General features: G+C 53.1%; 6 protein-coding genes. 1 reads left to right on the top strand and 5 read right to left on the bottom strand.

Going from position 1 to position 13,586, the window contains the following annotated elements; translation table 11 throughout:
* Positions 1-453: 453 nt before the first annotated feature.
* Positions 454-1,491, bottom strand: a complete 1,038-nt coding sequence (locus CFLAV_RS19460) for a LacI family DNA-binding transcriptional regulator (protein ID WP_040549462.1) — start codon at positions 1,489-1,491, stop codon at positions 454-456.
* 78 nt (positions 1,492-1,569) lie between these two features.
* Positions 1,570-3,801: a hypothetical protein gene (locus CFLAV_RS19455; protein WP_237712422.1), complete on the bottom strand. Its 2,232-nt coding sequence runs from the start codon at positions 3,799-3,801 to the stop codon at positions 1,570-1,572.
* Positions 3,802-4,361: 560 nt separating this feature from the next.
* On the opposite strand from CFLAV_RS19455, the gene CFLAV_RS19450 reads away from it, so the two are divergent.
* Positions 4,362-9,791, top strand: a complete 5,430-nt coding sequence (locus CFLAV_RS19450; protein ID WP_007416519.1) for a chitobiase/beta-hexosaminidase C-terminal domain-containing protein — start codon at positions 4,362-4,364, stop codon at positions 9,789-9,791.
* Between the two features lie 221 nt (positions 9,792-10,012).
* On the opposite strand, the gene CFLAV_RS35040 is transcribed toward CFLAV_RS19450, so the two are convergent.
* The 3 genes from CFLAV_RS35040 to CFLAV_RS19430 form a co-directional block, all read right to left on the bottom strand.
* Entirely contained in the window at positions 10,013-10,921 is a 909-nt protein-coding gene (locus tag CFLAV_RS35040) for a type II secretion system protein (protein ID WP_160164619.1), read from the bottom strand.
* 11 nt (positions 10,922-10,932) lie between these two features.
* The gene (locus CFLAV_RS19440) at positions 10,933-11,304 is read right to left on the bottom strand and encodes a hypothetical protein (protein WP_007416517.1); all 372 of its coding nucleotides are present in this window, start codon (positions 11,302-11,304) and stop codon (positions 10,933-10,935) included.
* Positions 11,305-11,550: 246 nt separating this feature from the next.
* Entirely contained in the window at positions 11,551-13,398 is a 1,848-nt protein-coding gene (locus tag CFLAV_RS19430) for a sodium:solute symporter family protein (RefSeq protein ID WP_007416515.1), read from the bottom strand.
* Between the last annotated feature and the right edge of the window lie 188 nt (positions 13,399-13,586).

The following is a 13,586-nucleotide window of genomic DNA, read 5'->3' as shown; positions in this document are numbered from 1 at the left end:
TCGGCGAATCAGCCAGGACAGTCGATGTATAATCAGCTCGGGCAGTTACACCGCCCAAGGCAATGACTGCAGAAACAATCATTACGACCTTTTGCCCGGTTAGCGCTCCAAGCTTGCGCATGACTCCAAACAACATTTTTTTCATGGTTATTTTTCTGAAGCGGAGATTAAATGAACAATTAGCCTTATTTAGCACGAGCTAAGTTAACGCGTCAACACTTTTAAATAATTTCTATTGCAATTTGTTTTTATCTGCGAATCAGCCCCTCTCTTATCAGCCCCTCTCTTGTAACAACAATTCGGAATGTACAGGTTACCGTCCTGTTACATTTAGGTGAATAACTCCGCCAGTTTGAAGCTGCCGGCACCCACACTACAAACCGCGCAGAATACTAATTGGCATTTCACCAACGACACGCAGGTGTGGAAAGTGCAGCAGGCTGATTGACGGTTTTAGTCCTGCCGCAGAGAGGATTCGCGCACTGCCAGTCTCGGCTTCAGAGTGATCTGTTGCTGTTTGAGTGTTCCATCGTCAAACCGCTTCGTTAAAAAGTTCCACGCAAGGGCGCACATTTCTTCAACTGGTTGCACTATCGTCGTAATCGGACACTCCAAATATTCTGTGTCCTGAATCCCGTCGCATCCCACGATTGCGACGTCCTCCGGCACTCGCAGTTTCATATCGCAAAGTCCGCGATATATGCCCAACGCCACATCGTCTGAATGACAAAAAATCGCTTCCGGGCAACCGTTCTGTCCCACATAATCCTGAACAATCCTGCGGACGCTGGCTCGTTGGTCGGCTCCCAGGGGATAGTGGATAAACTCCGGCTTTAATCCTGCTTTCCGCATCGCTTTGGTGTAACTTACCCGCCGACTGGACTCGGGCAACCCCTTCCCAATAAAAGTGGCATGCGCAATCCGCTTATAACCGGAGCTCATCAAATGCTCCATCGCCTCCTTCGTGGCACTATCCAAATCCACCTTGATGTAATCCGTTTTTAAATAGCACGCTGCCCCCATGCTGATTACCGGGACAGCTTGTCCTCTCTGCGCCTCCACGTACGCACTCACTTGCAGGGGAGTCTCCATCGCAAAAATCGCATCCACCGGCACATGCGACAACATTTGAGCTGCTCCACCGCTCCCAACCTCATTCACAATCAACTCATGCTTCGCTTGCTTTACCACCCGATTGAGTTCGCTCATCACGTGGATGTAATGGGTGGAGAACAAGTCCTGGATCCAAAGAGCAACGATACCGGTTCGCCCTTTCTTAAGTGCCCGGGCATAAGGATTCGGCTTATAACCGAGTTCCTGCGCCGCAGCCAGAATACGCTTGCGTGACGCCTCCGAAACCTGTGGATGGCCGGCGAGAGCAAAGCTCACCAACTGACGTGAAAGACCTAGTTTACGAGCGATAAGTTCCTGGGTAACCATGGTGACCGCCAGACCTCTATCAGAAGGACCACTGACGGTCAAAACAAACACGCATGGGGAATATTATTTTGGCATGCAACCTCAAATCAAGATGGGCCTCCTGCTGGGATGCAGAAACTCATTCCTCCCCTACTGCCGGACCACTTTAAAACGAACGTTTTGCTTTCCTGCCAACGTCGCCAAGTCAACCGTGCCACTGTCATCGACCACAAACTCCTTAGCTCCCACGTTTGCTGAAATAACCTTCCAACCCTCGGGCAACCGTGCACGAAATAACGTTCTGGCCACTTTATTTCGAACAGGTAAACTCAGTTCAACATCGACCTCGCCCGCCTTGAGCTTTGATTGCACCTTCATGGAAAGCGGTCCGAATGCCGTTGGAGCATCTTCCACTGCGATCGTTTTGCCATCCTCCAACCATCGCCTTGGCGTGCTGAAGCAGAGCCGCAACGTGTCCGGTTCGCCGTCGTCATTCAGGTCAAAGTCCTGCACCAACAGGTAACGGAGCATCTGCAAAACGTGGGCGTTTCCACCGCTGTTGGGCGGCATCATAAACTGCCGGCCAAATGCATCCAGCGGTACAATTGAATTTCCTTCTCCCGCAACAAACGTTTCCCGCGTCAACCCTTGTGCCAGCATTCCATAAAATGTCACAAGCGCCCTGTCCGGTTCGTCTCGGCGCAACAGTGTCAGCCCATAGTGCATGCCATAAAGTGGGTTCATATTGTGCGGGCTTACCCACCAGCCGGGAGCCGGCAAAGAACGCGCCATTCCCATGCACAAACCTCCATGCTGCTGTATATACTGCGTGAGCCACGTCTCCCGCTGGCTACCCGGCTCGAGCGCTCCGAAATTCAGCACAAAGTTGGAAACCAGGTTCCAGTAGCTGCCCATCTTCGTCGCGCAAATTGGGTCACACGGCTGCTCGTCCCCAAAGAGTGCGATAGGCACAAACGGTGGCTGCGTGTTGGTGAAGATGCTCTGGTCCACTGCCGTCAGGATATTGCTGCGAAATTCCGACGACACTCTCGTGAGGCGCTTAGACTCCTCCTCATAACCTGCCTCTCCCAGCACCTTGCTCAAGTCTCTCAAACCTCGCCAACACTTGCCGTGCGTGTTGAGTGAGATAATCGGCATCGGAATATCATTACAGTAACTCCCGCGGGGCAACAATCCCCGGCTGTCGCGAGCGCCAACGATTCGTTGCACTTCTCGCTCCCATTTTGGCCGCAGACTATCCAAAAACTGCTTATCGCGTGTTTCCCAAAAATAAACCGCCACATTCTCCAACTTTTGCCCTGCGTAATTCAATTCCATTCCTTTCCGGCTCACGTCCATTAGTGGTTCAAACAGCCGGGCACTTTCTTTCGTGAAGCCCCACAATAGCATTGCCGTGGTGGCGTCGCTGCCCTCACTTTCGTAAACTGAGTCATACTGGTTCGCCGCGCTATAGCGCATGCTATTGCCGTTCATCAGCGAGAAATTTTGCAAAATGAGGCTCCTCCAGGCGTTATTAACCAACGGCTCTGGCACCTCGACTTTCATTCCTCGATCAAGCAACTTCTTCCACTCATTGACTGCCAAGTCGCGTTGTGCCACGTAGCCGTTCGTGGCCAGAGGCGAAGCCACTGCCTCGGCAAATGGCACTGTGGCGATCGCCAGCGTCGCCGTCAAATTGGTTTTGAAATCACAAGACAGCAATCCCCGAGTCGCCTCCCATTTCCAATTGCCATCAAACCACAGGATCGTCTCTCCTTTTTCATTCTGCAGGCGCCCCTCCCCTGCCTTGATGGCTGTTTTCGAGTCGACCTGCACACAAACCCTCATGGGAGTCTTTCGCGCTTGCTTGACGCCAAATCGTGTGAACACCAACGCATGATCGCACAGAGCTGGATCCATGGCCGCGAAACTCTCCTCAGAGTAGCTACACTCCCCATGTTTACAATTCATCTCCACGATCGGCAGAAAACCTTCCGCCAGATGCGGTCCTTCCAGGTGCTGCACGTTATTGCCAAACAGGAACTCGTCAGGGCCGACTCTGAACATGACAGGCACACCAACATCCCTCCACCCGCGTGCGCCACCACGCAGGTTGATGCCGCTTCCATTGGAAATCAGCCGCGCCTTCTGTTTGGCGAAAGGCGCACTCAACACAATGGGATAATAATGGAAATCTGCGCTGACATACCGCAGCGCCGGCAGGAGCGGCTCAAAAAATTCGTAGCTCGGCCCATTGGGCTGACGAAGTGCTGCTTCGCCCCAGAGATCAATTTTGGAATGAACAACTTCCTCCACCGTCGCCAACCTCTCCGCGCGCGTTCGTCCGACGCCAGCCAGCACAGCCACGACCAGTACTGCCATCGAAAACATTGGTTTGCAAAACATACAATATCCGAGACTGCGTGATGTTGGTTAACTGTTCTATTTTTGTCCATCCTGTAAGGAGAGGGAAATGTCCATCCGTTTAAAATACCTAAACACCAATCTTGAATCGTCCAACTGCTTTTCCAAAACACTGCCAGGCCTGCCCCCCTTCGTCGCGGCAGTGGGCCTCGGTTTCATCAGACGGGCGTTCCCCATCCTTCCGGCTCTGATGCATCATGCTTACGGCCTATTTTGAATGTAATTACTGGAGAGATGCGAGCTACATCTTAACTGGTGTTACAATCAGTTATTTGAGAAATCATTGATTTGCAATATCACGACACCAGATTGGCGGCCTCGCAGATTCCTTAATAAACACTGAACCAGATGGAAAGCCCCGCGACTTGAGGTTACTGGCCTGGTGAGAGGAGGCCGTGCAGTGGTTCACTGATTAATTTTGCTCAGCTCAATGAAGACTTTTCAGGATATGAAAAAGGGGCATTTGACTTGCTGAAAACCGGTAGTCAGCTAGGATAAACCCCGTAACCCTATATGTTATGACTGAAGTATCTCGCTTCCAGCATTCTATCTTAATTGTATTGATCGGCACTCGTCGCGCACTGTGTCTTTTTACCATTCTACTTTCTTGTCTCGCGCAGGGATTACATGCCGCCAACATGGCCCCAATTGCCCTCACCGGATTTAATCTGGACGTGGTTGTGGAAACCAATTCCGCCGGGCCACCTTTTAGCACCGCGTTCGAATTTAATCCCGGCGAAGGCACAGCCTTCTATCAAAGCGGTCTCTCCGGTAAAACCTATGGTTTGCCAGCTTCAGGGGCTGTCACCAGTGCTTTTGGCGACGGCACGGTTTTTCAATTCCAACCTTACACCGGTAACAATGCGCTGGTGATGAGCAGCGATACCGGCATCACCACCGGCACGCTGACATTGGTCACCCCAGCCACTTACTCCCGCATCGCCATCCTCGCCAATTCGGGTGGTGGTGGTGGTAACGCCAATGTGACATTGCATTTCAATGACGGCAGCACCTTCGCTACCAATTGCAACGCCTCGGATTGGTTTTCCAATGCTGGTTTTGCCCTGCAGGGCGTGGAACGCATCAATCTGAACACTGGCAATACGAGCGGCGCGCCCGCTGATCCCCGCTTCTACCAAACCACCATTGATCTGGCCGCAACTTTTGGTGCCAACAATAAGCCATTGGTAAGTGTTAGTTTTGACCAGGTGCCGAGTGCAGGCGTCACTGGCATCTATGCTATCAGCGGTGATTCCACTCCCGTGACAGCCCCCACGCTCACGAATATACCAGCTACGAATATTCAGTCGAAATCGGCAACCTTGGGCGGCCAGATTATTTCAACTGGCGGTGGCACCCCGCAGACTACCCTCTACTATGGAACGGTTAATGGCGGCACCAGTCCCGCCACCTGGACGCAAAGCATCGCATTGGGCACTCAGTCGGGAGCATTCTCCCAAACCATAACGGGACTCACCGCCGGCACGACCTATTACTTCACCTCTCGGGCCACGAATTTCGCCGGCACCAACTGGGCTACACCCTCGCTCTCATTCGTGACACCTGCATCCGCTCTTGCCACCATCACTAACTTGCCCTCCAGTAGTATCGCGGCCACGCTTGCAACGCTCAATGGACAAGTCCTCACCACTGGCAATGACTCCCCACAGGTCACTCTTTATTACGGCCTCACCAACGGTGGGAGCAACCCCGCAGCCTGGACGCAAAACGTCGCCCTCGGCGCACAGTCCGGCCCGTTTTCCTACGCTGTCTCTGGACTCGCTTCAAACACGACTTATTTCTTCACCAGCAAGGCAGTCAACAGCGCTGGCACGGCCTGGGCAACGCCATCCTTATTCTTTACCACCTCGACGACCAATCCACCCTTGGTCGCAGTTCTCACACAGCACAATGATCAGGCCCGCACTGGCGCGAACCTTCAGGAAAACACTTTAAACGTCAATAACGTGAACAGCAATCAGTTCGGCCTGATGTTTTCCCGCGCGGTGGACGACCAAATTTACGCCCAACCGCTCGTCATGACGAATGTGAACATCCCCGGCAAAGGCGTTCATAACATTGTCATCGTCGCCACTGTTAATGATACGGTTTACGCCTTCGATGCCGACGATGCTTCCGTCACTGCTCCTTACTGGACCAATAGTTTTCTGGGGCCAAACATTGTCGCTCCACGTAATACTGACATGACCGGTGCCTGCGGCGGCAACTATCGGGACTTCAGCGGGAACATGGGTATTGTGAGCACTCCAGTCATTGATCCCGCCACTGGCACCATCTATTTAGTCGCACGCACAAAGGAAAATGGTTCCACCTATGTCCAACGCCTTCACGCCTTGAATATCACCACAGGCCTGGATCGGCCCAACAGCCCGGTGGTAATCACGGCAAGCTACCCGGGAACCGGCGATGGCAGTGTCGGCGGAATGATCACGTTCGATCCGCAAAGGCAAAATCAACGTTCAGGACTCGCACTTATAAATGGCATCGTTTACATCGGCTGGGCTTCCCATTGCGATTGGGGCCCGTACCACGGTTGGTTTATTGGCTACGATGCTGCCACCCTGCAACGCTCGGTAGTATACAACACAACACCGAACGGCACCGATGGCGGTATCTGGCAGAGCGGCCAGGCTCCTTCTGCCGATGCGAACGGCAACATCTATCTCTCCATTGCAAACGGAACCGTCGGTGTCAGCGGCAATCCGCGCAGCCTGGTGAACCGTGGGGAAAGCTTCCTGAAGCTCACCCGCAACGGCACAAACTTCACCATCGCCAGTTGGTTCACGCCTTACAACTATCAGGCTCTGGAAAATGGCGACATCGACCTCGGCTCTGCCGGTCTGTTGCTCATACCCGGCACAACCCTCGCCTGCTCCGGCGGCAAGCAGGGTGTTTTCTATCTGGTGGATCGCGATAATATGGGCGGCCTGAGCGGTTCCTCGACTGCAGACACGAACATCATTCAGAGTTTCGCGGTCTCCACCGATCATATCCACGGCAGCCCCGTCTGGTGGGATGGCCCAAACGGTTCCTTCTGCTATATCTGGCCTTCTTCTGTGCGTTTGCAGCAATACAAATTCGATCGCACGCTCAGCCGCTTTAACACGCCTGCGTATGCCCAAAGCCCAACAGCGGCTCCCAATGGCCAAACTGGCGGCATGCTTTCCATCTCTGCCAATGGCACCAACGCCGGAACAGGCATCCTCTGGGCCTATCATCAACTGAGCGGTGATGCCAACCAGGCCGTCCGCCCCGGCATCCTGCACGCCTACGATGCGCAAAATGTCACCAACGAACTCTGGAATTCCGAGCAGGTCAGCGCTCGCGATTCCGTCGGCAATTATGGCAAGTTTACTCCTCCCACTGTCGTTAACGGCAAAGTCTATCTCTCGACCTTCTCCGGTCGGCTCAATGTTTACGGCCTCAGCACCTTTGTTGTCCCGCCCATAATTGCTCCCAACGGCGGGCTGTTCACCAATTCTGTCGCCGTGACCATCTCTGACGCCACACCTGGCGCGGTCATCTACTACACGCTCGATGGCACCAAGCCCACCACCAATTCGACTCTTTACACTGGCCCATTCGTTGTGACAAACACAGCGGCGGTCACTGCCCAGGCGTTCAAGCCCGGTTCCACGGATAGCGGTGCCACCGTCGCTACCTTCATAAACAGTTCATCCGTTGGAACTGGAATCGGCCTGCGCGGCGCTTATTATTCCAACCAGTTGATGACCTTCAACGGCTCTCCTAGCCTGGTACGCACCGATGCTACAGTAAATTTCCTTTGGAACAATGGTGCGCCTGATCCCAAAGTCAGCAGCGATCACTTCACCGCGCGCTGGACTGGTTCCGTCCAGCCTCAGTTCAGCGAAAATTATACTTTCTATACCACGACGGATGATGGAGTTCGCCTCTGGGTGAACGGTCAACTGCTCATCGACCATTGGGTGGATCAGGGTGCCACAGAATGGAGTGGCTTAATTACGCTCGCCGCTCAACAAAAATATAATATCCAGATGGATTATTATGAAAATGGAGGCGGAGCTCAAGCCAGCTTGTCCTGGAGCAGTCCCTCCACCGCCAAAACTATCATTCCGCAGACGCAGCTTTACCCGGTCTCCAATCAACCACCTGTGGTCAGCATTTCCAGTCCTACGAATAATTCCTCATTCCCAGGCATCGCCAGCGTCACGATTACGGCTCAGGCCACCGACGATGATAATTCAGTCTCGAGAGTCGATTTTTATTCCAGCAACTCCCTTTTAGGCAGCGTAAGTAATGCTCCCTATAGCCTCACTGTGCCAGGATTCGCTGCCGGAAGCTATTCACTGACCGCTGTCGCCTATGACGGTGCGGGATATAGCGGAACCTCCGCGCCCGTGAACATCACTGTGACAGCCGGCAGCGGCCAGCCTTACGGCATGACCACCCGCGCCCAAGTCACACCTTTCCTGAACATGCCGAGCACCATCAATGGCTCCTTGCCACCCACACTCTCACAAACCGGTGTCTTTACCAACACGGCAACCATGGCTCCATTTGGAGGATTGATCCCCTACAATGTGAATGTCCCCCTCTGGTCCGATGCCGCGCTTAAAACTCGCTGGCTTGCTGTGCCGAACACCGGCGCACCTTACACCACCAACGAACAAATCGGTTTTGCCCCAACCGGCGAATGGACATTCCCCAGTGGCACCATCTTCGTCAAACATTTCGAACTGGCCACGGATGAAACCAATCCCAACACGAAACGACGACTCGAAACACGCCTCATTGTGCGCGATAACAACGGCGGCGTTTACGGCGTGACCTATAAATGGCGCCCGGACAATAGCGATGCTGATCTGCTCACCAACAGCCTCAACGAAGACATTGTCATCACTACTGCCAGCGGATCGCGCACGCAAACCTGGTACTATCCCAGCCCAGCTGATTGCCTGACCTGTCACACGCCTGCGGCCAACTACGTTCTGGGCGTCAAGACCCGCCAACTCAACGGCAACTTCACCTATGCAACAACCGGCCAAACAGACAACCAACTCCGGACTCTGAATCGCCTGGGACTTTTCTACCCAGCCATCAATGAGTCCAACATTGCCACCTATACGCAGTTGGCCGCGCTTACAAATCAAAGCGCCCCGCTCGTCGACCGTGCCCGTTCCTACCTCGACGCCAATTGCGCTTCGTGTCACCGCCCTGGCGGCAGCGGCATCACCTTCGATGCGCGCTATGACACTTCGTTGGGCAATCAGAACATTATTAACGGCATCCTTGCCAAAGGTAATCTTGGATATGACAACGCCCGCGTGGTGGTCCCGAAAGATATCTGGCGCTCCGTGCTTTACGGTCGGATGAACAGCATTGATTCCGCCGTCAAAATGCCGCCGCTGGCCAGGAATCTCGTCGACACCAACGCACTGACGGTGTTGGCCGGCTGGATCAACAGTCTGCCGGGTACGCCCGCCTTGTCACCACCCACCATCACTCCAACTGGCGGCACATTCCTGGGGTCCGTGAGTGTCACCCTGCAGCATCCTGACCCGAATGCTGCGATTCACTACACCTTGGATGGCACTCTGCCGACCAGCAGTTCACTGCTTTACTCCGGGCCACTGACCTTGACCAACAGCCTCACGGTGAACGCGAACGCATTTGAAACTGGTTTCACTAACAGTGTCGCTGCCAGTGGTATATTCACCATTTTCCCCAACGTGTTGTTCACTGCTCCCGGTGCTTTCTCCAATGGAGCATTTCAGGTCCAACTCTCGGGTCAGACAGGAAAGGGCTACATCCTTCAGGCAACAACCAATTTCGCTGACTGGATTTCTCTGAGCACCAACACTCCAGTTTCCAGTCCGTTCTATCTGATCGATCCAGGTGCCTCAAACCATCAGTATCGCTTTTATCGCGCTGTCCAACAGCCTTAAAATCACAGGAACCGGTTCCAGTTTACACAACGCACAAGCAATGAGTGGCGGGACCATTGCTTCTGCCGTCTCAAATAAATGGTTTGATCAATCGTGAGCGATTGCTGCAAAGGTATGAATGTAAAACAGCTTTAACCTGGAGTTCCACGGAAGGCCGAGATCAAGTCTTGCCCCTTTCAGGAGCTGGAATCCTTGCTCGATCCCAGCCGTTGATTAGTCAATTAGTCATTTTGTTTTACCGTCCACATCCCTTTGGGGTTGGCCAAAGTCCCGGAACCAACCGTCTGTTCGAGCTTCAAAGCTTGGACATGCCCATCATGGAACAGATAATTGAATCGCTTGCTGTGAATGCCGTACTCATCATTTCCGTAGTTATGGCTCCCGGGAGAGGGATCAGTCTGGTACAGATCTCCGCTGCCTAGGGGGCCGATCGAAATGCAAGGCCAGATATTGCCGACTACATTCTGAAAATTCGGTTGTTCCACCAACAAGATCGTTCCGCTTGGATCTGACACTACTGTCGTCTTATACCCTTTCGCCTCCCAATCTGGAAGGCCACCGGCCCCGCCGCCATCCTGCCAATAAATACCCACGCCATGACTAATCGGTGGCAAAGGATAACTCTGCTTTTTAGTATCGACTTGATATTCCGTGCTCCAATTGCCTCCAACACTGTTCATGGCATAGGTTCTGCGCTGACCGTAGTTCGCCCATGCAGCCATGATTGCAACTCGGTCGCCGGGACATTTCTCGACCTTTGGGCACGCGTCGATGCTCGTAAGCCCGCTAATCAGATCTGCGTCCGATGCATTTCCACCGATATATCGATGGATCCAGCTGTCCCACGCCAGCTGACCGGAACTGGTTCCATATCCCGCAGGTGGAAACATATCCTCATGATCAGTGGCAAACAGGTTAAAGCCAACTCCCAACTGCTTCATCTGGGACGTACATTGAATTCGCCAGGCTTTGGCTCTGGCGGAAGCGAGCGCCGGAAGGAGCAACGACGCCAGGATGGCAATAATCGCAATAACGACTAAAAGCTCAATTAAAGTAAACCCCTGCCGTCCCCTGCCCAGTATATAAGCTCGCGTTGCTCTTGCGTGGATCGTGAATAGAATCTTTTTCATATGCCTAAACTTCATTTAGCGTTCACCAAAGCAATTTTCCCTCCCTGAATCGCATATTTCTTTCCCGCAGGCGGCGTTGGAGCTTGCAACTGAGCCTTTTCAGCAAATTCTTCAAAACTCTTCGGAGCGCTTCTGGTGCGAACTACATATTTACGCAGTTCCAGGGAGAGTTGGCCCAGGGTGGCATTGACATCGCCGTTTTCGGGAGCGTTAACCGTCACAGGCGCCGCAGGAAGCGGATTTGGCCCTCTCGCTGAAGTTCCCTCCTGAGGCGCTGAAGCCGGCTGATCTTGCGTAACTGCTTGAGGACTGGGTACCGCCTCATGCTTCTTGCAAGCGGTCAATGCAGTTGCCAGCAAGGCCAATAAAATCACACGGGTCATGCAACTTACTTACTGCAATTCCGTTGCAACCGGCAAGTGGAACTAGTGTTTATTGACGTCATCAAAATTGATGACGCAGGCCGTCAAATTTTGATTAGGACGAAGAAGGATGGAGTGAATCGAAAACTTGCCTTTGCCCGCTTACTCCCTGGCAGCGGCATAAATTGCGAACGACTGGTTGGTTGCGGCAAACTCCAGAACCTTTTGGTTCCTTTCCGTATGCCCAGATTCCATTTCCATTCGACATCAAACGGGCGGAGCCACATCTTCGACGAGCTTGGATTCCAGTTTTTGATTGGGACGCGCAGTCCACAACCTATTCACCACCCAAACCAGGATCGCGGAGCTCATCGCAAACACTAGAGCGAGCATTAACGCAACTCCGTTTCGCCCGTAAAAATAGTTACCCGTGGCAAACAATCCGGACCAGATCACGGTGCAGCCAGCCACCCACCCCAAAAGTGACATTGGAATGTTTTCTCCAGTCGCTTCCGCCTCACTCTCGCTGACGCCCGCCTTAAGGCGGATATGTTTCCACCCCGGGCCGAACGGCCTGACGCGCTTATAAAATGCAATCAACGTCTCTTCATCCGTTTGCGGGGCCAGGTAGGCCGCCGCAACCCAGCACACCGTGGTTATTGCAATCGTTGTCAACAACGCTGTGTGTGCGCTAAACACAGTGCCATAGAGCTTTAAAACCAAAAGAACAACTGAGACAAGGAACGAACTAACCATAGCCACCACTTCGCACCAGGCATTGATCCTCCACCAGAACCACCTCAGCAGATACAGCAGGCCGGTTCCAGCACCAACCTGCAAAATAATGTCAAATGCATCCTTGGCCGTATCCAAAGCAAAAGTGAGCACGGCCGCAGAAGCAAACAACCCGACTGTGGCCAATCGCCCCACCCACACGTAATGCTTTTCGCTGGCATTAGTGACAATGAACCTCCGGTAAAAATCGTGCACCAGATAGGATGCGCCCCAATTCAAATGCGTCAGGATGGTGGAAGAGTTTGCTGCAATAAGCCCCCCCACCATCAGGCCGATAAAACCCACCGGCAAAAACTTGAGCATCGCCGGGTAGGCAATGTCGTGGCCCAGCAATTTGGGATCAAGGTTGGGAAAGGCCTTCTGGATATCCGATAGCTCCGGATAGACCAGCAGTGAACACAAGGCCACCAAAATCCATGGCCACGGACGCAACACATAGTGGGCAACGTTGAAGAAAAGCACGGCCCCCAGCGAATCCTTCTCGGACTTTGATGCCAGCATTCGTTGTGCAATATAACTGCCTCCACCTGGCTCTGCGCCCGGATACCAAACCGCCCACCATTGCACCGCTATCGGCATGATGAAGACCGCCATCGCCAGATCCCAATTGTTTGTAAAGTCCGGTAGAATGTTGAGGTAACGCACTCCATCCGGTCCGGTTTTTTCTGAAACTTTTGTAATCAGCTCATGCATGCCTCCCACATGTTTGACGGCAAAATACGCAGCGGCAACCACCGCTGTCATCTTGACAAAAAATTGAATCATATCGATGACCAGCACACCCCAAAGACCGGAGTGCGCTGCAAAGACCACGTTCAACACGCCACAAATCAACAGCGTCTCCCACCGCGGCAAGCCAAACAAAATGCCGGCAATTTTGCACGCCGCGAGATTCACCGTCGCCATGATCATGCAATTGAAGAAAAACCCGAGATAAACCGAGCGAAATCCCCGCACGCAGCTTGCCGCTTTGCCGGAGTAACGAATCTCATAAAACTCCAGGTCCGTCATCACCCCCGAGCGACGCCACAATCGGGCGTAAAAAAATACCGTCGCCATTCCCGTCAGCGCGAATGCCCACCAGCACCAGTTCCCGGCCACTCCCTGCCGGCGCACGATATCTGTAACCAAATTCGGTGTATCGCTGCTGAAAGTAGTGGCCACCATCGATAACCCCGCCAACCACCAGGGCACGGAACGCCCGGATGCAAAAAACTCAGAAGTGCTCTTGCCCGCACGTTTGCCGAAAAACAAGGCAGGTAGAAAACAGATCGCCAGCGTGAGCAGAATAATAACCCAATCAATAAAATGTAGAGTCATAGCCGATTCAAATCGTTGCCGCCCTTCGTAAGGATCTCAGGATTGCCATTCGCCGCAAACATGTCCGGCATGCAAAGTATGAGCTTCTGGGGGGCCGTGTATCTAAGCTCGTACTTATCAGACGATGATACCCAAGGTCAAACCTTCATGCTCAATAACAGCAATCATAAGGATTCGAACCCAGGTTA

The organism is Pedosphaera parvula Ellin514, assembly GCF_000172555.1.
Taxonomy (GTDB): domain Bacteria; phylum Verrucomicrobiota; class Verrucomicrobiia; order Limisphaerales; family Pedosphaeraceae; genus Pedosphaera.
The sequence above is the reverse complement of the archived record's forward strand: the minus strand, read 5'-3'. Positions and strand labels throughout refer to the sequence as shown.

Coding starts and splice junctions, on each gene's coding strand:
- CFLAV_RS19455 (WP_237712422.1), bottom strand. CDS start 3,801: ATGGCAGTACTGGTCGTGGCTGTGCTGGCTGGCGTCGGACGAACGCGC.
- CFLAV_RS19450 (WP_007416519.1), top strand. CDS start 4,362: ATGACTGAAGTATCTCGCTTCCAGCATTCTATCTTAATTGTATTGATC.
- CFLAV_RS35040 (WP_160164619.1), bottom strand. CDS start 10,921: ATGAAAAAGATTCTATTCACGATCCACGCAAGAGCAACGCGAGCTTAT.
- CFLAV_RS19440 (WP_007416517.1), bottom strand. CDS start 11,304: ATGACCCGTGTGATTTTATTGGCCTTGCTGGCAACTGCATTGACCGCT.
- CFLAV_RS19430 (WP_007416515.1), bottom strand. CDS start 13,398: ATGACTCTACATTTTATTGATTGGGTTATTATTCTGCTCACGCTGGCG.